Genomic DNA, 21,804 nt, shown 5'->3' with positions numbered 1-21,804 from the left:
ATGGCCTTTGGTCGGGTGGGCTGGTTTTTGTGTATAAGAGACCGGCGCCGCCTCCGTCCGGGCGCCGCGCGCCCCGTCCGGTTTCCGCCGGAGGGGGCGCTCGGTCGTTTCCGGGGCGGGGTGTCCCCGTGCGCGAACGGACGGTCCGTCATCCCCGGCCAGCGGCCGAGAAATCCGGTGAACCTCCCGGCCCCGGCGGGTAGCGTCGCCGACCGTGACTCCAGTTCTGCGCACCGAACGCCTGCTCCTCGATCCGTACACCCCCGAGGACGAGGAAGCCTTCGTCGCCCTCTTCCAGGACACCCGGGTGTCCCGGTGGATGGGGGACGGCCCGTCCACCGAGGCCGAGGACCGGGCACTGTTCGGGCGGGTCTTCACGAAGGTCTACGCCGAGAACCTGTTCGACGTCTGGGCCGTGCGGCGGGACGGCCGGCTGGTCGGCCACGCCGAGATCAAGCGGACCGAAGACGTCGGCGGCCACGAGATCATCTACGCCCTAGCCCCGGAGGCCTGGGGATCGGGCTTCGGCACCGAGATCGCGGAGGCGATCGTCGCGTACGGCTTCGCCACCCTCGGCCTCACCGAGGTGCACGCCACGGTGGCCGCCCTCAACGCGGCCTCCCTGGCCCTGCTCGCCCGCATCGGCTTCACGCACGTCCGGGACGCCCAGGAGGACGACGGCTCCACCACCCGCGTCCTGACCCGGCGCCGCCCCTGAGCGCGGGCGGTCCGCCGCAACGAGGAGCGCCCCATCCGCATGGCTTCGGGTGGGGCGCTCGGTCGTGTGGGGCGTGATCAGGCGGAGGTGCCGCGGCGGCGGCGGCCGAGCCAGGCGGCGGCCGCGCCGAGCGCGACCAGGACGGCCGCGAGGCCGGCGTACAGGCCGTTGGACGAGCCGGCGCCGGTGTGGGCGAGGGAGCCGGTGGACGATCCCGTGGTCGTCACGTTGGTGTTGCCCGTGGAGGCGGCGACGGCCGGCCGCACCGAGGGGGTGGCGGAGGGCGTGGTGGACGGGGTCGTGGACGGCGTGGTGGAGGGGGTGGTGGAGGGGGTGTCGGACGGCACCGTCTCCGCGAACGGGACGAGGGGGAACCGCACCGAGCCCGTCTTGAGCGGGTAGGTGTTGCCCTCGGCCTGGCGGACCTCGGCCTCCATCGTGATCGTGGTCTTCTTCGTCAGCTTGGTGCGGTTGCCCAGGCTGACGCGGATCGGCAGCGTGTGGACACCGTAGGCGGCGCCGAAGCCCTTGGGGATCCGCGGCAGCTCGTAGCGGCTGTCCTCGGCCTTCAGGTCCTGCCAGCGGCCGTCGATCATGGCCTGCACCCGGAAGTCGGCGTCCTGCTCGCCCGGGTGGGACAGGCTCAGGCTGGTCGCGAGGGCGGTGGCGAACGTGCCGTCGCCGGTGGCCTGGTGGTTCAGGTCCAGGTACGCACGCTGCTCCTGGCCGTCCTTGCCCGAGCTGATCTGCTTGAACCAGGTCTTCAGCTCGCCCGTCTTGATCTGCGGGTCGACCTTGAAGAGGTGCGAGTCCGCGCCGCCCTTGGCCACCGAGTTGTTGTAGCTGGTGGCGGTGAAGTCGAAGTCACCGTTGTTGGTGGGGTAGTTCGCGCCCAGACCGACGGTGACCTTCCAGGTCATCTTGCCGTTCGCGGGGATGTCGAAGCCGCTGCCCAGCTCGCCCGGGGCGTCGGCCGCCGGGAAGAACGTGCCCTGCCACCCGCCGTCCTGCTGACCGATCGAGGACTTGGTCGCCGGGGCGTCCACCGCGTCGACCTTGAAGAGGACGTCGTCCTTCTGCAGCCGGCTGGGGCCGTTCGGGTCCAGGAGCAGCCACGGCTTGTACGTGACGGCCTCGTCGGTCGGGTTCTTCACCGTCAGGTCGAAGGTTTCGGTGGCGCCGCCACGGGTCAGCGGGCCGCCGGGGACGGGAGCGCCCATCTCCGTACGCAGCACGGCGTGGCCGTCGGTGGCGGGTGCGGCGGACGCGGCGGTAGCCGAGAGCGGCAGCAGAGTGGTGACAACGCCGGCGACGACTGCGATGGCGGCTGCGGTGCGAACGGACATGGTGGACTCCCCCCGGGAATCACAGGGGCACGGCGAAGGGCCGGGCCGGTTGGTGTGGGTGTGTCGCCCCGGCCGGTTCGTCTTCCCCCTGGCCTCTGCGACAGGAGAATCATCGCCCGCGTCCGATCCCGGAACGATCCTCGAAGTGTCACCGGCGCGCAACAGGAATGATCTTCGAAGCCGGATGCCGGTTTCAGGTCGGTATTAGGGCTGTGACCTGCAGTGATGAAGTTCCGAGGGAAGTCCGGCGGTTAATTGGCGAAGGGCTCTGCCCGGATGGCGTAGAGTTGTGTTTACCGACGCGGGGTGGAGCAGCTCGGTAGCTCGCTGGGCTCATAACCCAGAGGTCGTAGGTTCAAATCCTGCCCCCGCTACTCAGTACGAAGGCCCGGTTCCCTTAAGGGAACCGGGCCTTCGTCGTGTTCTGGTCCCCTTCTCGTCCCTTCTCACCTGCCGGTGGTGCGCAGGGCGGCGACCCGGGACGAAGTGTGACTGTCCGCGGTTGAACGCGTGCGCTGCGTCAATTGCCTGACGGACCATCATGTTGCGTATGTGGCTGAAGTGATGAGGCGGCCGCTCAAATTTTGCCCGTATTGCCCTCTGTTAGGCGAAAAGGCATGGCCAAAGCTGTTCGGGGAGTGGCTGATTATGTGAACGATCAAGCGGAGGAGCTTGGAATCACTCCCCTGCGTCTATTACCTTTCCATAACGCAGCGCGGTCGTCCCAGCCGTCGCAAGAGACGGCACCGTGCGCGTGCGCGTCAATGCGCGTCAATGAGGAGTGTGCCCTGGTGGCCTCCAACTTGCCTGCCCCTGAAGGCATCGAGATCCAGGAGCCGCCCACCGCGGGTGCCTGGGGCGAGTGGAATCCCACCGAGGATTCGGTCCGTCCGGTCCGCGGCAAGCACCGGGTCGCCAAGCCGCGCGGGGGACTTGCCCGCAGCTCCACCGTGCTCGGCGTCGGTGTCATCGCGGCGGTCGGGGCCGGCGGGATCGCCACCGCGCAGGACCGCCCGCAGGTCGCGATATCCCTGCCCTCCCTGCCCGATCTGATGCCCGGGGACAAGGCGCAGCAGGCCGACGGCGGTTCCGGGTCGGCGGCCACGGCGGCCGCGAGGACGGGGATCATCGCCCAGCAGTCCCATCAGGGCGCGGACGCCGGCGAGGTGCTGCGCAACCGCATCCTCCAGCAGGCCGAGTCCCAGCAGGACGCGGCCGAGGCACAGGCCCGGGCGGAGGCCGAGCGGGCCGCGCAGGCGGCCGCCGCCCAGGAGGCCAAGGACAAGCTGGAGTCGGCCCGCCAGGCGGCCGAGGAAGCGAAGGCGCAGGCCGAGGCGAAGGCGGCGGAGGAGGCCGAGACAGCCAGGAAGGCCGCCGAGGCGGCCAAGGCCGAGCAGGAGCGCCTCGCCACGGCGTCCGGGAGCTGGTTCCTGCCCACCTCCGCCTACACCCTCACCTCGTACTACGGGGCCTCCGGCTCCATGTGGTCCTCCGGTCAGCACACCGGCCTCGACTTCGCGGCCCCGACCGGCACCCCGGCCAAGGCCGTGGGCGCCGGAAAGATCACCTCGGCCGGCTGGTCCGGCGCGTACGGCTACCGGATCGTGTTGCAACTCGAGGACGGCACCGAGATCTGGTACTGCCACCTCTCCTCGATGTCGGTGACCTCCGGAGCGGTGGCCGCCGGCGAGACCATCGGCCGGGTCGGTGCCACCGGCAACGTCACCGGACCCCATCTCCACCTGGAAGTACGCAAGGGCGGTTCGACGGTGAATCCGCTGACGTGGCTGGAGTCCAAGGGCCTGAACGTCTGAAGTCCAGGGCCGGGTCCGCCCGCCTCGGCCGGGGCACGCCTGCCGCAGGGACCGGTGCGGACCCCGGCGCCAGGGGATCGAACCACGGCGGCAGCAGTTCCTCCATGACCGCGGCCCGGGCCAGCGCGGGACCCGCCGTCGCGCGACGCTGCCAGAGCCGGTGCAACAACTCCCGTTCCCGGCCGGCGAAATCGGGCTCCCGTGCGGGGCCGCCGTAACGCGCCCGGTTCCGCAGCAGGGCCAGGGCGGCCGCGTCCGCCTCGTACCGGGCGACCGCGCGTCCGGCGGCCCGGCCCCCGCTGCGCCGCGCCAGGGCGCGGGCGAGCGACCGGGCGGGCATCGAGGCCAGGGCGGGCACCTCGGCGGGACCGAGCCAGCCTGCGGCCGCGTACAGCGCAAGCTCCCCGGCGACGGCCCGCAGCCGGCCGCGCCGTATCCACACGGCCAGCCACACCAGCAGCCCGAACACCGGGACCATCACACAGCCGTAGACGACGTAGAACCCGTGCTCGCCGAACTGCGAGGAGCCGTTCCACAGGGCGTGCATGCCCATGGCCAGCGCCAGGCCGAGCAGCGGCATGCAGATTTTGCGCGAGCGGCGGACACTGAGCGCGGCTGCGCCGAAACCGAGCCCCGTCAGCACCGTGAACAGCGGGTGCGCGAAAGGCGACAGCACGATCCGTACGAAGAAGGTGGCCGCCGTCACCGAGTCGAGTACGCCGGTGCCCTCGGCCCGGTCCTCCCCGAAGGCGCTGCCGAGGTAGAGGATGTTCTCGGTGAAGGCGAACCCGGTCGCGGTGAAGCCGGCCACCACGAAACCGTCGGCGGGGCCGGTGAAATGGCGTCTCCGGAACACGAAGACCAGCAGCAGGGCCGCCGCCTTGGCGCTCTCCTCCACCACCGGGGCGATGGCCACCGAGCCGAGGTGATCGGCGTCGGAGGGGTCGGCGGTGGCCGCGGCTATCCACTCGGTGGCGAAGTTGTTGGCCAGTATCGCGATCAGCGCCGCGGTGCAGGCACCCCAGCCGAAGCAGAAGAGCAACTGCGGCCAGGGCGCGGGCGCGGCCCGGCCGAGCCACCGGAACGCCGCCATGAGCGGCGCCACCGGCAGCAGGGCCAGGCCGAGACCGACGAAGAAGCCGGGGGTGCCGGTCTGCTCCCGCACGAGTTCGAGGATGGCGACGCCGGTGACGGCGAGCAGGGCGAGGAGCACGCACGTGCGGACCGTGCCGGACGGACGTGAGAGCACGGGGTGGAGCGCTCGGAACACATCATGACCCTAGCGATCCGCTCTGACACGCGCGGTCACGTTGTCAGTTCTCTGTGCGACGGAAGAGCAAGTCGTGTACGACATGGCCCTTGTCGAGCCCCTGGCCCTCGAAGCGGGTCAGGGGCCGGAACGCGGGGCGCGGAGAGTAGCCGCCGTCGGGCTGCGTGTTCTCGAAGTCCGGGTGCGCGGTGAGCACTTCGAGCATCTGCTCGGCGTACGGCTCCCAGTCGGTCGCGCAGTGCAGTACGGCCCCGGGCGCCAGGCGGGTGGCGGCCAGCGTGAGGAACTCGGGCTGGATCAGCCGGCGCTTGTGGTGGCGGGCCTTGGGCCAGGGGTCCGGGAAGTACACGCGGATCCCGGCGAGCGAGTCGGGCGGCAGCATCTCGCGGAGCAGGATGATGGCGTCACCGTTGGCCACGCGGACGTTGCCGAGTCCGGCGCGCTCCGCGAGGGCGAGGAGGTTGCCCTGCCCCGGGGTGTGCACGTCGACGGCGAGGATCCCGGTGGAGGGGTCGTCGGCGGCCATCTGGGCGGTCGCCTCGCCCATGCCGAAGCCGATCTCGAGGACGACCGGGAGACCGTCGAAGAGCTTCTCGAGGTCGATGACCTCGTGGCCGTCGATGTCCAGGCCCCAGGTGCCCCACAGCCGTTTCAGGGCCTCGCCCTGGCCGGTGGTCACCCGGCTGCGGCGGGGCTGGAAGCTCCGGATCCGCCGCTCGTGGTGCGAGCCGGCCGGGTCCGGGGAGGGCCCGTCGGGGAAGCGGGGCTCGGTGCGCCACTTGGGCGCGACGTACGAGGTCGCCTCCGGCGCGGCGTCCGGGAGGCGGGGCGACTGGGGGTTCAGGGACTCAGACACAATGCGTTGATTCTACGACCCCGGGGTACCCCTGCCCGAGCCCGTGCCCGTGCCCGTGCCTCCGCGCGGCACCGCTGCCGGGGGCCGGCCGGGGACCCCGGGCGACGGCACGGGCCCGCTCACGTCGAGCCGAGGGTCCGGAGGGCTCGGGAAGCGATCTCGCGGCCGATCGGGAGCGAAGCGGTCGCGGCGGGCGACGGTGCGTTCAGGACGTGCACCGTCCGCGGGGCGTCGCGGATCATGAAGTCGTCCACCAGGGTGCCGTCCCGCAGGACGGCCTGGGCGCGGACCCCGGCGGCGGCGGGGTGGAGGTCCTCCGCGGTGACGGCCGGCAGGAGACGCCGTACGGCACGGGTGAAGGCCTGCTTCGACAGCGAGCGGTGGATCTCGCCCGTCCCGTACCGCCAGTGCCGGGCGGCCATCCGCCAGGACCCCGGCCAGGCGAGCTCGTCCGCGATGTCCCCGGGCCGCACCGTCGACCAGGCGTAGCCCTCGCGGGCCAGTGCGGGCACGGCGTTGGGGCCGACGTGGACGCCGCCGCCGATGCCACGGGTCAGGTGCACGCCGAGGAAGGGGAACGCCGGGTCGGGCACCGGGTACACCAGTCCCCGGACCAGTTCCGGGCGGGCCAGGTCGTAGTACTCACCGCGGAACGGGATGATCCGCATCCCGGGGTCGTCCCCGGCCAGCCGGGCGATCCGGTCGCACTGCAGGCCCGCGCAGTTCACCAGGACCCGCGCCTTGACCACCAGGCCGGACGTGGTGCGCACTGCCACCGCCGACGCGCGCCGGGAGATCAGGTCCACCGCACCGCCGTAGACGATCTCCGCCCCCGAGGACTCCGCCAGCTGGGCGGTCACCCGGCCGTAGTCCACGATGCCGGTGCTGCCGACGTGGATCGCGGCCAGCCCCCGCACCTCCGGCTCGTACTCCGAGATCTGCGCCGGGCCCAGCTCGCGCACCGGGATGCCGTTCTCCCGGCCGCGCTGGACCAGGGCGTGCAGCCGCGGCAGCTCCTCCCGCTCGGTGGCGACGATCAGCTTGCCCGTCACCTCGTGCGCAATGCTGTGCTCCGCGCAGAACTTGACCATCTCGGCGGCGCCGCTCACCGCGAAGCGCGCCTTCAGCGATCCCGGGCGGTAGTAGATCCCGCTGTGGATCACCCCGCTGTTGCGTCCCGTCTGGTGACGTGCCGGGCCGGCCTCCTTCTCCAGGACGACCACCCGGGTCCCCGGAGCCAGGCGCGACAAGGCGTGCGCCGTCGACAGGCCGACGATCCCGCCGCCGATCACCAGCACATCGCAGTCCACGCCGCCGCCCACGCTGACACCTCCCACCCCTGCATACTGCACCCCGGCACCGACAATGCGGCCACGCGGCCCCCCGAAGACAGGCCTTACGCCGGTGCCACCAACAGCGGCCGGGCCCGCTCGCGCAGCTCCGCGACGCGCGGTTCGTCCCCGTACGGTTCCAGGCGGTGCAGCAGGTCCCGCACGTATTCGGTCGTCCGCGCCGAGGAGATCCGTCCCGCCACCTCCACCGCCCGGGTGCCCGCCGCGCACGCCGCGTCGAGGTTGCCCGATTCCAGCTCGGCGACCGCGCTCACCACCAGCCGCAGCCCGTGCGAGCGTACGTACTCCTCGGTGGGCCGGGACAGCGCCTGCTCGGTGAAGCGCCTTACCTGACGGGGGAGTTTGAGGTCCCGGTAGCATTCCGCCGCATCGGCGGCGAAACGGTCGTACGAGTAGAAACCAAGCCAGGTCGGATCCGGGTCGCCCTCCCGGGACCGCTCCAGCCAGCCCTCCGCCGCCCGCAGCGCGGCGCCGGCGGCCGTCGAATCGCCCGCCTTCGCGTGCGCCCGCGCCTCGACCAGCCGGAAGAAGCTCATCGTGCGGGCGGTGGCCAGCCCGCGGTTGCGTTCCACGGCCGCCTGCGCGAGGTCCACGCCCTCGTCCGGGAAGTCCCGGTAGGTCGCCTGCAGGGACATCGAGGCGAGCACGTAACCGCCGAGCGGTACGTCCGCGGCGGCGCGGGCCAGCCGCAGCGCCTGGATGTAGTAGCGCTGGGCCGCCTCCTGCTGGCCGGTGTCGAAGGCCATCCACCCGGCCAGCCGGGTCAGCTCGGCGGTCGCGCCGAACAGGGCGCGGCCCACCTCGTCGGTGTACGAGCCGAGCAGCAGCGGCGCCGCGTCCACCCGCAGGCACTCGGGGACCATCGAGGAACGCCAGTCCCCACCGCCGTACTTGGAGTCCCAGCGGCGGGCGTCCTCGGCGGCCTCGCGCAGCTTCGTCACGTCGCTGTGGCCGACGCGCTGGCCATGGTCGCGCGGCGTTTCGGCGCCGGGCTGGGCGGGCACAACGGTGGACGGCGGGCCCGTCATGGGTCCCGTCGCCGGTCCGGTCGTACGGCCTTCCGGGGAGGGCCGGGGGCTTGGTGCGGGCGCTTCGTGCGCCGGGGCCGGGGTCTCGTGTGTCGGTGAAGAGGCCGGCGTCTCGTGCGTCGGTGCGTGCGTCGGTGCATGCGTCGTGACGTGCGCCGGCGCGGCGTGAGCCGAGGGGGTCGCGGCCATGGGGCTTCGGGCCGTACGGTGCGGTGCCGCGGAGCCGGGTGCCGCGGAGCCGGGTGCCGCGGAGCCGGGTGTCGCCGAGCCGGGTGCCGCGGGGTCGTCTCCGGTGGGGTCGTGTGCCGTGGAGTCGTGTGTGGTGGGGTCGTGCGCCGCGGGCGGGCGGGCCTGGCCCGCCGGTCCCCGCGCCACCGAGCCGTCGGCGGGAGATATCAGCCACCGCGAGGCGGGCGTCGCGTACGCCGCCACCGAGAAGGAGCCCGCGAGCGACTGCCAGATCCCGCCACCGCCGCGGCGGCCGGCGAGGTCGAGCCGGTAGAGGTCGGTGGCCGAGCGCACGGCCGCGCCGACATCGCGCGGGAAGGCCAGACCCACCTCCGGCGCGGGGTCCGCGTCCGCCAGCCCGATCTCGTGCAGCGGCACGGGCCGGCCCAGCTTCGCGCCGATGGCCGCGGCGATCAGATGCGGGGCGGCGCCCTGCGGCACCATTCCCTTCGACACCCATCGGGCCACCGACGTCTTGTCGTACCGAAGCGTCAGGCCGCGCTGCGCGCCGAGGTCGTTGACCCGCCGGGCCAGCCCGGCGTTGCTGATGCCCGCGAGGGCGAGGACGGCGCCGAGCTTCTCATTGGGCTCGCGGAGCTCCCTGGACATGCGCCACCCCTCGTCACACGCGGAACGCATACGCCGCCGGGGCATAGGCGCCCGGCATTTCGTAAACCCAGCGTAGTTCCCCGCCTCCCAAGCGTTAAGGCCCTTACTTCCGTATGGCGGGATTGTTGTCCGTTTGCACAGTCCGCCCCGGACCCGGAGCCGGGGCGCACGTGTCATCGCGTGCTCCGTCCGTGTGGCCGTGCGCCCGCCCGTGCGCTCTGGCCGGTCCCCGGACGCGGCGATTCGATGTGCGGTGCGTGGGTCGGCCCGCTGCGCGGATCGGGCGGGCCGGGGGATGCCGCTACCTCAATCCCCGCGGGTGGCGGAACGGTCCGGGGGGCGGATTCCGCCTCCCGGACCGCGCCCGTGCACTGAGTGCCGCACCCCGAGAGGGCTCTTCCGGCGGCCGAAGAATGGCTGAAAGCGACCTGTGGGGCGGTGGGAACGGAACGCTAAATACCGCGTGGCCGGGGCGTGTTCGTCTGCATGGGCGCCCCCTTTAACCACTCTCGCACGCCTGTCCCGTGGCAGCATGGACCCCGAGCCACCCGGGGTCCCGCCGGCCGCGCCCTCAGCGCTGTCCGTGCTGCCCGTGCCCCGGTCATGTGCCCACAGGCTGGGGAGGCGGCGGTGCGCTGGTTGGTGGGTTGGAGCAGTATCGCCGCGAGCTTCGGCACGGTCGGCCGGATCTCCGGCCACGTCTCCGGCCAGGGCGGATACGGCGAGAGCGGATACGGCGAGAGCGGTGCGCCCCTGCGCGGCGGCATCGCGGACGCCGCCCATCCGGACGATCCCGGCGCGGACGCGGAACGCACCGTCCACCCCGTCGGTGCCCAGCTGCTCTGGGGCGATCCCGACCCCCTCTGGGCCGTCGGCGACTGGCGCCCCGACGAGATCCGCACCCTCACCGCCGACCCCGCCGACCCCTTCACCCGGCTCGCGGTCCTCGGCTGCTGCGGTGCGACCGACGCCGAACTGCGCCGCGCCCTCTTCGCCGCCCGCGGCGGGGCCCTGCGCCACCTCACCCAGTGGTCCGGCAGCTACACCGCCGTCGTCCAGGCCGGCCGCCGGATCACCGTCGTCGGCGACCTCGCGGGCGCGCGGCCCGTCTTCTACACCCCCTGGGCGAGCGGCACGGCGTACGCCACCGCCGCCCTCCCCCTCGCCGACCTCATCGAGGCGCAGCTCGACATCGGCCATCTCGCCGCCCTGCTGGCCTGCCCGGACAGTCCGGAGGCGCTGGGCGACGGCACACCGTACGCCGGGGTCCGGCGCATCCCGCCCGGGCACGCGCTGATCCTGCGCGAGGGCTCCCGCGAGATCACCGGCTACGAGCAGGTCGCCTCGCTCGCCGTGGCCGCCCCCGAGGCCGATCCCGAGCGCGCGGTGGAGGGCGTACGCGAAGCGTTGGTGGACGCGGTGCGCGCCCGGCTCACGGCGCCCCGGCATGCTCCCGACGCGCTGCCGCCGTACGATCCCGGCCCCGTGCCCGGCATGGGGCCCGCCGACCGGCGCGCCGCCCGCGGCGCCCCGGCTCCCGGTGTGGGCGCGGACCTCTCCGGAGGCAGCGCCTCGGCCACGCTGGCACTGCTGGCCGCCGGTCTGCCGGGGGCTCCGGGCGCCCTGCTGAGCCCCGCGGGGGCGCGGCTGCTGGCGGTCACCTTCAACGACCTGGCCACCCCGCAGGGGCGCGAGGCCGAACTGGAACGGGCCAGAGCCATCGCGGCCGACCCGCGCCTGCACCACGTCGTGGTGGCCGCCGCCGAGGAGGCCCTCCCGTACGCCGAACTCGACGGCCCGCTGACCGACGAACCCGGCCCCTCGCTGGTCATCGCCGCCCGCGAGCGGCGAAGACTGGCCGCAGGCTCGGCCGACCACTTCACCGGCCACGGCGCCCGCCAGGTCCTCGACGCCCACCCGGCCCGCATGGCCGACCTCCTGATGGACCGCCGGCGGCGCCACCTGCTGAGGCCGGTGGCGGCGCTGGCCCGCTCGGCCTCCGCCTCCGGGGAGTCACTGCTGGTGCCGCTCACCGTGTACGCGGCGGCCCGCAGACTCGCCCGTACGACGTACCGCGCGGGCATGGAGGCCGCCGCGGCCCGGCTGCGCGAGGGCGGGGTCACCGAGCGTGCCTCCGGTCCGGTGGACGCTTCCCTCGCCGCCCTGACCTGGTCGCGCCCCGGCCCGGCGGCGGGCTGGCTCACGGGAGAGGCCTTGGCGGAAGTATCGATCCGTCTCGCGGCCGCGGCCGGACGCCCGCCGCTGTCGCTGCGCCCGGGGGAGGCCCGCGCCCGCTCGCTGCTCGCCCGCCACGCCGCCGACCACCGGGTCTTCGAACAGGCCGTGGAGGTCCGCAGCCAGCGCCTGCACGCCCCCTTCCTGGACAACCAGGTCGTACGGGCCGCCCGCGCGCTCCCCGAGTCCCTCCGCGTCCAGCCCGGGGCCCGGGCCGCGATCCTGCGCAGCGTCCTGAGCTCGGCCGGGGTGCGCGAGTTCCCACCCGGGTGGGGGGCCACGGCCCACACCCCGAACGAGACGGCGACCCGACTGGGGCTGCGCGCCGCCCTGAACGACCTGCTGGACCTCTTCGCCTCCCCGCTGCTCGCGGACGCCGGCCTGATCGAGGCCCGGGTGGTGCGCCAGGCCCTGCTCGACGCGGCGGACGGCCGCCCGGTCCCGCTGGACGGGCTCGCGGAACTCGTCTCGATGGAGCTGTGGCTGCGCCGGCTGCTGGCCCGGCGCGGCACCTGCTGGACGGGCACCTCCACGGCGCGGCGCCGTGCGGTGCCCGAGGGCGTCCCCGTACACCGCCCGGCACTGTCCTGACCCTGGAGCCCTGGAGCCCTGGAGCCCTGGAGCCCTGGAGCCCTGGAGCCCTGGAGCCCGGCGTCCTGGCCGTGGCGCCTTGGCGCCTTGGCGCCCTGGCGTTCTGCCTCAAGCCCCGAGCACCAGTGCGGTCGCGATCGCCGGCCCGAAGGCGCCGGCCCAGCAGGTAGCAGAGGGAGAACAGGCCGATGGCCGTAGGGCGCTGGGGGATCGGGACGCTCGACGCGGCGTGCACCGACAGCACGGCGTGGGCCCCGGTCGCGGCGAACACGCCGGCCAGGGTGCCCGCCGGCACAGCCAGGCCCCAATTCGCGAACAGTGCGGGCCGCCCCGCCGAGGCCGTACGCGGCCTCGCCGCGGCCGCCGGATAGCGGGCGGGCCACCCCCGCTCCGTCTCCGAGCGCCGTGCCGTGGAGGACCTTCCGGACCGGACCCGGACCCGGGGTCCTGCTCGGCCTGGCCCGCTATGCGCGGAAGGAGTGTGTCGGCGCCGCGCTCGCCCCGGCCGGATGCGCCGCGCAGCTCAGCGGCAGCTGATCTCGGCGCCGGCCCAGCTCGCCAGCACGGGCAGGCTGCCCCGCCCCGCCCTCTCCACCACCAGCCGCACCGTCTTGCGCCCAGCGAGGGAGACCTGCACGGACACCGGCGGGTCCCCGTACCCGAGGGCCGCGGACTGCCACAGCCGCTGCCCGTCGGCGTACACGGAGAACCGCACCGCGCCGTCGGTGAACATCGACAGTCCGTCCACCCCGGCCTGCGCCGAGAAGGCGGTGCACTGCCGGTTGAGCGCGATCTCCACCGAGGAACGCGAATTCACGGTGATGCCGTGGGCGAACCCCCGGTCGCCCACCTGCAGCCCCCAGCGCTGCCACACCCAACTGCTGCGCCACGTCTGCACCTCGGGACCGCTGTGGTCTCCGTAGGCCGAGTGGGCCAGCCGGGCCAGCTGGAATCCCCGCAGCGGTTTCGCCGGCGGCCGGCTCGGCTTCGCCGAGGGGCTGCTCGGGGACGGCGTGGGCGCGGGCTTCTCCCGGCTCGGGGAGGGCGACGGGGACCCGGAGTGCGAAGGCGCCACAGGAGCAGGGGAGGCCGGAGCCGAAGGTGGAGGCTCCCGTCGCGGTGGTACGAAGCTCCGCACGGGCGGTGGTTCCTCCCCGGGCGGGCTCGGCTCCGCCGAGGACGGGGCGGGAGCGTCGGGCACCACCGGCGCCGCCACACCCGGGGCGGGCTTCGCCCGGGCCTGAGGCTCGGCCTCCTCACCGGCCAGCGCGAAGACCACCCCGGCGGCCGTGGCCACCGCGATCCCCGCGGCGATGGCGGCCTTGGCGGGCAGCCCGAGCCCCTCGGAGGCCAGGGCGCCCCCGGCGGCCCCGCTCCCGGCGCCCGCCCCACCGGCACCCGCACCGGCGGCGCCCCCAGCGGTCCCCGCGGTCGACCCACCGGCAGCCGCCGCGGCCCCGGCCCCGCCCGCGACGACGGCCCCGCCGGCCACCACCCCGGCGGTCTTGGCCGCATACCCGGCGGCGAACCACCCGATGACCGCGACCGGAAGCAGCGCGGGGATGCCCGCGTTGACGTCCTTGAGTTCCCCGGCGGCCAGTCGGCACTTCGCGCACTCCTCCAGGTGCTTGCGCAGCCCCCGCTCCGCCCGCATCCGCAGCCCGCCCCGCGCATAGGCGCCCAGCCGGTCAGCGTGGCGCGCGCAGTCGCCGCCCTCACTCAGCGCCGTACTCACGTGGGCCTGCAGATACGCCTGCTTGAGCCCCTCCCGGGCGCGACCGGCCAGCACCGCGGTCGCGTTGGCGCTCAGCCCGAACAGCGGCGCGACCGCGCTCGGCGACGCCTCCTCGACGGTGGTGTGCCACAGCACGGCCTGCCACCGCTCGGGCAGACTGCGGAACGCCTGCATGGCCAGCGACTGTTCGGCCTCGTGCATCGCCCGCACGTCCGCGCCCAGTTCAAGCGTGTCGTCCCCGGCGCATCCCGACAGTCCGCCCAGCGGGCCCCCGCTCTCCGCACCCGTGGCCGCCTGCTCCGCGAAGAGGGCGAAGTCCTCGACGAGATGCTCCCGCTTGGCGGTCTTCGCCCAGGCCGCGGCCACCCTGCGCACGGTGGTCAGGAGGTAGGCCCGCACCGACTGGTCCGGCCCGGCCCCGCCCCGTACCGCCTGCAGTGTCCGCGCGAACACCTCGGCGGTCAGGTCGTCGGCGGTGTGCCCGTCCCGGCAGCAGGTCCGTGCGTAGCGCCGTACGGCATCGGCGTGACGGCGGAACAGTTCCTCGTACGCACCGTCGTCACCGCCCCGCACACGGGCGGTCAAGTCGCCGTCGGACGGTGGCAGCTCGCTGCCGGATCCCGCGGGTCCTGCAGAGCCCGAGGAGCGTGCGTGCCGCCCGCCCGGTTCGCGCTGGGCCGGCACCTGTCGGGCGGGCGGGCTGCCCGCCGCCACCTCGCCGCCGACGCCCCCGGGTGACTCTTCCCACCCGTCAACGCCCATCGCGGAAGCCCTCGCACGACACACTCAACCGGTACACCGATCAAGCGTGTCACACGGCGGACACGCGTCGAACCCCTTTCGACACCATCCACTCATCCGGGCACAATGCGGCGAATCGCCGTACTGAGACCGGTCATACGGGCGCGCTGCCGTCGGCGCGCCCGCTGAAGAGAGCCCCGCCGTCCAGGCCGGTCCCCTCCCGGAGCGGACGCCGCGCCGACGCCGGACGGGCGAACGCCGGACCGATGCCGGCCCGACGCCGCGCAGATGCCAACCCGCAGGTGCAACCCGCAGATGTCAAACCGGGGATACCAACCCGCAGATGCCCAGCCCCCCGAGGTCAGACCGTTCGGGACCGCAGCCCTTCGAGCAGGATGTCGAGCAGCCGGGTCGAAGCCGCCGCCTGCTGCGCCGGGTCGGGCAGCGCGGGCGCCGCCGTCGCTATCACCAGCAGCACATCGGCCACCGTGACATCGGTCCGCAGCTCACCGGCCTCCCGAGCGCGGTGCACCAGTCGGCCGACGACCTCCAGCAGCGCACCCGCACCCGCGTCGGCTGAGGGCTCGTCCTCGACCGCAGTACGCGCGCCCACGACCCGCAGCTCGGGGGCCGCGGCCTGGCGCTGGTGCGGAACCCGTGCCGCCTCCGTCTCCTCGGCCGCGTCCTCGCCGGTCGAACCGACCCGCAGCACCTGCGGCGGCAGCAGCCGCCCGGCGCCCGAGGCCACGGAGGTGCGCAGGAAGCGCGACAGCGCCTGCCACGGCTCCTCCTCCTGGCCCAGTGCCGTCCTGGCCTGCTCGGTCAGCCGGGCGGTCTCCTCCTCGGCTATCCGCCGGACCAGGACGTCCTTGCTCGGAAAACGCCGGTACACGGTGCCGACACCGACCCGCGCCCGCCGCGCCACGTCCTCCATCGGAGCGCCGTAACCCAGCTCGCCGAAGACCTCGCGGGCCGCTCGCAGCACGTGCTCCAGATTGCGCTGGGCGTCGACGCGCAGCGGCGTGGACCGGCCTACGCCGTGCGTGGCGCCGCCCGCGATGGCACGACCGTCGCTCTCGACCGAGAGTGCGGTCGCAGAACCATGGAAATCGGAAATGTTCATATGTATCCCCCGGTAATCATTTGTCTCCCCCCGGAGACACTCCCCGCCTTCAGGTCGAGGGGGCCACGGTCTCGGGCCCGGTCCTACTCCTCGACGAGATACGAACATAGTTGAGCCAGAGTCAATTCAGAAGAGGCAGCCCCGGACGGACCACCGCCCGATCGGAGCATTCACCCCCACTTTTCCCTTACATACCCTCGGAACCTCCCCATCCGTACCCTCTGACCTGCGGACTTCCACCGCCGCCAAGAGCCCTCTCCCACCCCGCCCCAGCACCACCTCCGGTCACACAATTTGTCGGGCCTGTGGACAAACTCCCGGCCACGTTGCGTCATGGGATGGTGAAGGCTGCTAACTCCCGGGGCACGGCCCCCGGTACCCCGCCCCGCACGCGCATCCTCATCGTCGGCGGCGGCTACGTCGGCATGTATACGGCGCTCCGGCTCCAGCGAAAGCTGAGAGCCGGCGAAGCCGAGGTCACGGTGGTCACCGCCGAGCCCTACATGACGTACCAGCCCTTCCTCCCCGAAGCGGCCGCGGGCGCGATCTCCCCACGCCACGTCGTGGTCCCGCTGCGCCGCGTCCTCGGCCAATGCCGCATCGTCATCGGCGAGGCCCAGCGCATCGACCACTCCAAACGGACCGTGACCGTCAAGACCCTGGCCACCGACGACGAGGGCACCGGTCCGCTCGAGATGGAGTACGACGAGCTCGTGCTCGCCCCGGGCTCCATCTCCCGCACCCTCCCCGTCCCGGGGCTCGCCGACTACGGCATCGGATTCAAGACGGTCGAGGAGGCCATCGGCCTGCGCAATCACGTCATCGAACAGATGGACATCGCCTCCTCCACCCGCGATCCCGCCCTCCGCGACGCCGCCCTCACCTTCGTCTTCGTCGGCGGCGGCTTCGCGGGCGTCGAAGCCCTCGGCGAGCTGGAGGACATGGCCCGCTATGCGGCGCGGTACTACCACAACATCAAGCCCGAGGACATGAAGTGGGTCCTCGTCGAGGCCAGCGACCGGATCCTCCCCGAGGTCGGCCCCGAGATGGGCATCTACACGGTCCGCGAGCTGCGCCGCCGCAACATCGACGTCCGTCTGGAGACCCGGCTCGAATCCTGCGAGAACCGCGTCGCCGTCCTCAGCGACGGGGCCCGCTTCCCCACCCGCACCGTCGTGTGGACGGCCGGCGTCAAACCGCACCCGATCCTGGCCGCCTCCGACCTGCCCAGGACCGAACGCGGCCGCCTCGCCTGCACGTCCTTCCTCACCGTCGAGGGAGTCGAGCACGCCTGGGCCGCCGGCGACGCCGCCTCCGTCCCCGACATCACCGCGAGCGAGAAGGGGCACGAATGCGCCCCCAACGCCCAGCACGCCGTCCGCCAGGCCAAGGTCCTCGCCGACAACCTCCTCGCCGCCCTCCGCGGCGAGGTCCTGACCGAGTACGCCCACAAGTACGCCGGCTCGGTCGCCTCCCTCGGCCTCCACAAGGGCGTCGCCCACGTCTACGGCCGCAAGCTCAAGGCCTACCCGGCCTGGTTCATGCACCGCGCCTACCACCTCAGTCGTGTCCCCAGCTTCAACCGCAAGATGCGGGTCCTCTCCGAGTGGACCCTCTCCGGCCTCTTCAAGCGCGAGATCGTCTCCCTGGGTTCGCTCGAACACCCCAGGGCAGAATTCGAACTGGCCGCAGGTGGCGGCCCGAAGCCCCCCACCCCACCGTCCGCCTCCAACCCCCCGCAGAACCGCCAGGGCTGACGTTGTCAGTGCGGTCGGCCACACTGGACGTGTGACCATAGGTGCGCTCACACCTGCACAGAGTGACATCGTCCAGTCAGCGACCGCCCACGAGCGACACAGCGACCACTCGCGACACCACGAGGCTTGAACGCAGTGAACTTCACGCGCTGGAGCGCCCGGTTTCCCGGAACGCAGCGCCGCGCCGCCGCCCGGACCGAACATGCCACCGCCCAGGCCAAGCGGGGTGAAGGCGCGGTGCCGGCAGCCCGCGGCGGCCGCGCCGACCCGGGGGCCGAGCGGTCCACGCCCGCCGCCGACGGGCGGCCCGCAGACCCCACGGTCTGCGGCACGGGCACGGGAGCGACCCCGGCCCAGCGGCCGGGCGCCCTCGCCGCCGTGCCCTCCCTCGACGAGCTCTCCGTCCGCGAGGTCCTCGGCCGGCTCCCGGCCCTGGTCGCCCTCGTCCACGGCCCCGAGCACCGCGTCGCCTACGTCAACGACGCCTACACCGCCGGCTTCGGTGCCCGCACCCCCGGAGCCCCCGCCCACGAGGCCCTCCCCGAACTGGGCGCGCTCGGCCTCCTCCCGCTCCTCGACCAGGTCCAGCGCAGCGGCAAGTCCCGCACCGCGAAGAACCGCACCGCACCGGGCGGCGGCAGCTCGTACACCGTCACCTGCACTCCGGTCGAGTTCCCCAAGACCGTGCCCGGGAACGAGCCCGAGACCGCGACGGGGTCCGAAACGGAGACCGCCTCCGGACCCGGACCCGGCCCCGTCCCCGACCTCGGGCCCGGGAGTGAAGCGGAGGCCCACCACTCCGGCGTTCTCATCCACCTCGCCGACGTCACCGACCACGCCGAGGCCGTCGAGCGGCTCCGCGCCAGCGAGCGCCGCCAGCGCGAGGCCGCCGTCACCCTCCAGCGCTCCCTGCTCCCGCAGGAACTGGAGCAGCCCGACGACCTGCGCATCGCCGCCACCTACCAGCCCGGCGGCACAGAGGCGGCCGTCGGCGGCGACTGGTACGACGTCATCACCCTCGGCGCCGGCCGCACCGCCCTCGTCATCGGCGACGTCATGGGCCGCGGAGTCCGCGCCGCCGCCGTCATGGGTCAGCTGCGCACCGCCGTCCGCGCCTACGCCCGGCTCGACCTGCCCCCGCACGAGGTGCTCCAGCTCCTCGACGGCCTCGCCGCCGAGATCGACGCCAGCCAGATCGCCACCTGCGTGTACGCCGTCCACGACCCCAACGAGGGCCTACTCGTGTACGCCTCCGCCGGGCACCTCCCGATCCTCGTCCGCGACGAGGACGGCACCGTCCGCAGAGCCGCCGACCCCACCGGCCCTCCCCTGGGCACCGGCGGCTGGCTGCACACCTCGGGCACCATCGCGCTGGGCCCCGGCTGCACGGCCGTCCTCTACACCGACGGCCTGGTCGAGCGCCGCGGCGAGGACATCGACGAGGGCGTCGCCGCCCTGGAACGCGCACTCTCCGGCGCCCAGGGCACCCCGTCGGTCATCTGCGACCGGCTGATGCGCGCCCTCGGAGTGGACGCCGACCACGACGACGACGTCGCCGTGATGGTCCTCCAGCAGCCCGCCCGCACCGGAGCGGACGCCGAGCTCTTCCACAACGCCGCCCTGGAACTCCTCGGCGGCATCGAGGCGGCCCCGCGCGCCCGCGCCTTCGCCCAGGGCGTCCTCGCCTCCTGGCGCTTCCCCGTCGAGCTGTGCGACCTCGGCGTGCTGGCCGCCAGCGAGCTCGTCGCCAACTCCCTTCAGCACGGCACCCCGCCCATGCGCCTGCGCCTGCGCCGCACCGACCGCCGGCTGATCATCGAGGTCACCGACGGGGACGACCACCTCCCGCGGCGCCGCCGCGCCGAACCGGCCGACGAGACGGGCCGCGGCATCTCGATCGTCGCCACCATCGCCTCCTCCTGGGGTTCGCGCCGCACTCCGGGTGGCGGCAAGGCCGTCTGGTGCGAGTTCGCCCTGCCGGACAGACAGACGTACAGGTAGCCGGACATACACGGAAGGCCCCGGTCCACCAGGACCGGGGCCTTCCGCACGTCCGTCCACCCGTACGTCTCTACGTCTCGACGTTCCTACGCGTGCACGGGCTCCGCGGCGACGGCCTTGGCCGCCACACCCGGACCACCCTGCGCCACGACCCGGCTCGCCAGCCACGGGTTGTCCTGCGCCGGGCTCAGCCGCCTGCCGAGCCGCAGCGCCAGGCCGGCGATCCCCAGCGACACGGACACGAAGACACCGATGTAGAGCATCGGAACGCCCGCGCCGAGCGGCACTCCGAGCGGCCCCAGCGCCAGCGCCATCTGCTTGACCAGCGCGAAGGCCGAGTTGTACTGGCCCACCGAGCCCTCGGGCGCCAGGTCGGCCACAAGTGGCGCCAGGGTCGGCGACAGCATGGCCTCGCCGATGCCGAAGAGCGCGTACGTGGTGATGAACGCGGCGGCGGCCATCATGGCGCTGCCGTGCCCCAGACCCGAGAACCCGGCGATGAGCCACGCCCCGGTCCAGATCAGTCCGACGAGCGCGATCACCCGGGACCGGCGGCGCTTCTCGACCAGCCTGAGCACGACGAACTGCGCGACGACGATCGCACCGGTGTTGGCGGCAAGAGCGAAACCGAGCGTGGACGGGGAGATCCCGGCGGCCTCGGTACCGAAGGCGGCCAGACCCGACTCGAACTGTCCGTAGCAGGCGAAGAACACCACGAAGCCCAGCAGGCACAGCTGCACCATGGCCTTGTGCCGGAGCAGCCGCTTCCAGCCCCCGCCCGCCTGCGTCGTGTCCTTGGGCCGGGCGTCCTTGAACCCCTGCCCTTGCGGCAGGCGCACGGTGGCGATGACGCCGGCCAGCACCAGGAACATCACGGCCTCGATGCCGAACAGCAGCGTGAAGCTGCCCGGTCGGCTCTCGTCGACGATCTGGCCGCCGATGAGACCGCCGATGCCCAGACCCAGGTTCTGCATGAAGAACTGAAGAGCGAAGGCGCGAGTGCGGGTGGACGGCGTGGAGCACCACACGATCATCGTGGCCAGGGCCGGCTGCATCACGGCCTGCCCGGCGCCGAGCGCCAGAGCGGACAGCAGGATGGGCACGATGCCGGTGGAGAGCCCGAGCGAGAGCGCACCCACCGAGGCGGTGACCGCCGCACCCATGACCACGGGCACCGGCCCGCGGCGGTCGATGACCCGGCCGGTGAAGGGGAGCGCGACGAGAGCGCCGAGGGCGAACGCCACGAACGCGCTGGTGGCGGCCATGGAGCCCAGATCACGCACCTGCGCCACGTAGATGTAGAGGAACGGAACCGTGAAGCCGATGCCGAACGCCGTCAGCGCGTTCCCGGCCTGGATCCGCTGCATCGCAGCGCCCATCACCTTGGTCACTTCTCACCTGCCTTTGAGAGCCGAAGACTGAAGACTTCAGAACTTCATACCTAAACTTCGATGCTTAACTCTACACATCGAAGGAGTTAGACGCCAACGGGTTCGTGCGATACTTCGACCCATGGGTGACACCCCCGACGGCACTACGCCCGTCCACGAGCCGAGCCTCGATGAGCAGATCGCCGTCTATCAGCGCGAGTTCCAGGACCTCGACCCGCAGGTCGAGAAGGTCGTGTCGGCTCTGAGCCGCCTGAACCGCCGGATGAACGTCGCGTACGGACGCCAGACCGCGGCGCTGGGCATCAGCAACGCGGAGTGGGAAGTCCTCAAGGCCCTGGTCATCTCGGGCGCCCCCTACCGGATGGGCCCGAGCGAACTGGCGAAGCAGCTGGGCCTCACGCCGGCGGCGATGACCCACCGGATCGACCGCATGACGGCGGAGGGTCTGGTCACCCGGGAACGGGACGAGTCCAACCGGGTCCGCGTGATCGTGGAGCTCACCGACGAGGGCCGCAGCAAGTGGCTGGACGCGATGCGCGCGGCCACGGTCTTCGAGGAGGACCTCCTCCAGGACCTCTCCACGGCCGAGCGCGGGGTGCTGGGCGACATGCTCGCCCGGCTGCTGGACCGCGTGGAGGACCTCCAGTCCCCCAGCTGACCATCGGGGTTGACACGCCCCCGGGGGATCCGTAAGGTTCTTCGAGTTGTCCCAGAGCCGGAAGGTTTCGGCGACAACGAATCCCGCCGCCTCGTTGCGGCACCCAACTCAGCACGATCTCCCACTGGGAACGAATTCGGCGTGCCCGAATTCATTTCCGAAGGCCGATTATGAATCGCCGGGGAAATCCACTAGAGTTCGGGAGTCGGAAGGGCCCAACAGCCCGGAAGACAAGCCCCGCTGACTGGGGGTCAGGCACGAAAGAGTCTGATAGAGTCGGAAACGCAAGAACAGAACGAAAGCCCGGAGGAAAACCCGCGAGGGTGAGTACAAAGGAAGCGTCCGTTCCTT

15 protein-coding genes and 1 tRNA gene are annotated in these 21,804 nt (G+C 72.9%); 8 read left to right on the top strand and 8 right to left on the bottom strand.

Annotated features, from left to right (window positions below; all coding sequences use genetic code 11):
• Nucleotides 1-214 precede the first annotated feature (214 nt).
• A complete protein-coding gene (locus ACWGIF_RS33805) occupies nt 215-718 on the top strand; it encodes a GNAT family N-acetyltransferase (protein ID WP_453503235.1) in 504 nt (167 codons plus the stop codon).
• Nucleotides 719-795: 77 nt separating this feature from the next.
• Here the strand turns inward: ACWGIF_RS33805 and ACWGIF_RS33800 are convergent, their stop codons facing one another.
• Nucleotides 796-2,064, bottom strand: a complete 1,269-nt coding sequence (locus ACWGIF_RS33800; RefSeq protein ID WP_453503233.1) for an LPXTG cell wall anchor domain-containing protein — start codon at nt 2,062-2,064, stop codon at nt 796-798.
• A gap of 300 nt (nt 2,065-2,364) precedes the next feature.
• Here ACWGIF_RS33800 and ACWGIF_RS33795 point away from each other — a divergent pair.
• Both ACWGIF_RS33795 and ACWGIF_RS33790 read left to right on the top strand, forming a co-directional pair.
• A tRNA-Met gene (locus ACWGIF_RS33795) sits at nt 2,365-2,438 on the top strand.
• Between the two features lie 417 nt (nt 2,439-2,855).
• Nucleotides 2,856-3,878: a M23 family metallopeptidase gene (locus tag ACWGIF_RS33790; protein WP_453503231.1), complete on the top strand. Its 1,023-nt coding sequence runs from the start codon at nt 2,856-2,858 to the stop codon at nt 3,876-3,878.
• Here the strand turns inward: ACWGIF_RS33790 and ACWGIF_RS33785 are convergent.
• The 4 genes from ACWGIF_RS33785 to ACWGIF_RS33770 all read right to left on the bottom strand — a co-directional run bounded on the left by ACWGIF_RS33785 (nt 3,787) and on the right by ACWGIF_RS33770 (nt 9,221).
• Nucleotides 3,787-5,148 (bottom strand): PrsW family glutamic-type intramembrane protease, encoded by a 1,362-nt coding sequence (locus tag ACWGIF_RS33785; RefSeq protein WP_453503229.1) that lies wholly within the window; start codon nt 5,146-5,148, stop codon nt 3,787-3,789. The genes ACWGIF_RS33790 and ACWGIF_RS33785 overlap by 92 nt on opposite strands.
• 43 nt (nt 5,149-5,191) lie before the next feature.
• Nucleotides 5,192-6,004: a tRNA (guanosine(46)-N7)-methyltransferase TrmB gene (trmB, locus tag ACWGIF_RS33780; RefSeq protein ID WP_453503227.1), complete on the bottom strand. Its 813-nt coding sequence runs from the start codon at nt 6,002-6,004 to the stop codon at nt 5,192-5,194.
• Nucleotides 6,005-6,123: 119 nt separating this feature from the next.
• Nucleotides 6,124-7,356, bottom strand: coding sequence for an L-2-hydroxyglutarate oxidase (lhgO, locus tag ACWGIF_RS33775; RefSeq protein ID WP_453503225.1), 1,233 nt, complete (start codon nt 7,354-7,356; stop codon nt 6,124-6,126).
• 44 nt (nt 7,357-7,400) lie between these two features.
• The gene (locus tag ACWGIF_RS33770; protein WP_453503223.1) at nt 7,401-9,221 is read right to left on the bottom strand and encodes a sporulation protein; all 1,821 of its coding nucleotides are present in this window, start codon (nt 9,219-9,221) and stop codon (nt 7,401-7,403) included.
• Between the two features lie 630 nt (nt 9,222-9,851).
• Here ACWGIF_RS33770 and ACWGIF_RS33765 point away from each other — a divergent pair.
• Together ACWGIF_RS33765 and ACWGIF_RS33760 are read left to right on the top strand one after the other, a co-directional pair.
• Nucleotides 9,852-12,047 (top strand): asparagine synthase-related protein, encoded by a 2,196-nt coding sequence (locus tag ACWGIF_RS33765; RefSeq protein ID WP_453503222.1) that lies wholly within the window; start codon nt 9,852-9,854, stop codon nt 12,045-12,047.
• A gap of 188 nt (nt 12,048-12,235) precedes the next feature.
• Complete coding sequence (locus ACWGIF_RS33760; protein WP_453503220.1) at nt 12,236-12,418, top strand: hypothetical protein; 183 nt, start codon at nt 12,236-12,238, stop codon at nt 12,416-12,418.
• 152 nt (nt 12,419-12,570) lie between these two features.
• On the opposite strand, the gene ACWGIF_RS33755 is transcribed toward ACWGIF_RS33760, so the two are convergent.
• Entirely contained in the window at nt 12,571-14,544 is a 1,974-nt protein-coding gene (locus ACWGIF_RS33755; RefSeq protein WP_453503219.1) for a sigma-70 family RNA polymerase sigma factor, read from the bottom strand.
• 340 nt (nt 14,545-14,884) lie between these two features.
• Nucleotides 14,885-15,646: a TetR/AcrR family transcriptional regulator gene (locus tag ACWGIF_RS33750; RefSeq protein ID WP_453503218.1), complete on the bottom strand. Its 762-nt coding sequence runs from the start codon at nt 15,644-15,646 to the stop codon at nt 14,885-14,887.
• A gap of 338 nt (nt 15,647-15,984) precedes the next feature.
• Between ACWGIF_RS33750 and ACWGIF_RS33745 the strand changes: the two genes are divergently transcribed.
• Entirely contained in the window at nt 15,985-17,403 is a 1,419-nt protein-coding gene (locus ACWGIF_RS33745) for an NAD(P)/FAD-dependent oxidoreductase (RefSeq protein WP_453503217.1), read from the top strand.
• Nucleotides 17,404-17,538: 135 nt separating this feature from the next.
• Complete coding sequence (locus tag ACWGIF_RS33740; protein ID WP_453503239.1) at nt 17,539-19,404, top strand: ATP-binding SpoIIE family protein phosphatase; 1,866 nt, start codon at nt 17,539-17,541, stop codon at nt 19,402-19,404.
• Between the two features lie 86 nt (nt 19,405-19,490).
• On the opposite strand, the gene ACWGIF_RS33735 is transcribed toward ACWGIF_RS33740, so the two are convergent.
• Complete coding sequence (locus ACWGIF_RS33735) at nt 19,491-20,783, bottom strand: MFS transporter (RefSeq protein ID WP_453503237.1); 1,293 nt, start codon at nt 20,781-20,783, stop codon at nt 19,491-19,493.
• A 133-nt stretch (nt 20,784-20,916) separates the two neighbouring features.
• On the opposite strand from ACWGIF_RS33735, the gene ACWGIF_RS33730 reads away from it, so the two are divergent.
• Nucleotides 20,917-21,453 (top strand): MarR family winged helix-turn-helix transcriptional regulator, encoded by a 537-nt coding sequence (locus ACWGIF_RS33730; RefSeq protein WP_453503215.1) that lies wholly within the window; start codon nt 20,917-20,919, stop codon nt 21,451-21,453.
• Nucleotides 21,454-21,804 lie beyond the last annotated feature (351 nt).

This window comes from Streptomyces sp. NPDC054849, from assembly GCF_053610945.1.
Note: the sequence above shows the minus strand (reverse complement) of the source record. Positions and strands in the feature narration are given on the sequence as shown.

Bases quoted from the DNA above. Each gene is read 5' to 3' on its own strand.
- ACWGIF_RS33800 (WP_453503233.1), bottom strand. From the start codon at position 2,064: ATGTCCGTTCGCACCGCAGCCGCCATCGCAGTCGTCGCCGGCGTTGTC.
- ACWGIF_RS33730 (WP_453503215.1), top strand. From the start codon at position 20,917: ATGGGTGACACCCCCGACGGCACTACGCCCGTCCACGAGCCGAGCCTC.
- ACWGIF_RS33770 (WP_453503223.1), bottom strand. From the start codon at position 9,221: ATGTCCAGGGAGCTCCGCGAGCCCAATGAGAAGCTCGGCGCCGTCCTC.
- ACWGIF_RS33760 (WP_453503220.1), top strand. From the start codon at position 12,236: ATGGCCGTAGGGCGCTGGGGGATCGGGACGCTCGACGCGGCGTGCACC.
- ACWGIF_RS33745 (WP_453503217.1), top strand. From the start codon at position 15,985: ATGGTGAAGGCTGCTAACTCCCGGGGCACGGCCCCCGGTACCCCGCCC.
- ACWGIF_RS33735 (WP_453503237.1), bottom strand. From the start codon at position 20,783: ATGGGCGCTGCGATGCAGCGGATCCAGGCCGGGAACGCGCTGACGGCG.
- ACWGIF_RS33750 (WP_453503218.1), bottom strand. From the start codon at position 15,646: ATGAACATTTCCGATTTCCATGGTTCTGCGACCGCACTCTCGGTCGAG.
- ACWGIF_RS33755 (WP_453503219.1), bottom strand. From the start codon at position 14,544: ATGGGCGTTGACGGGTGGGAAGAGTCACCCGGGGGCGTCGGCGGCGAG.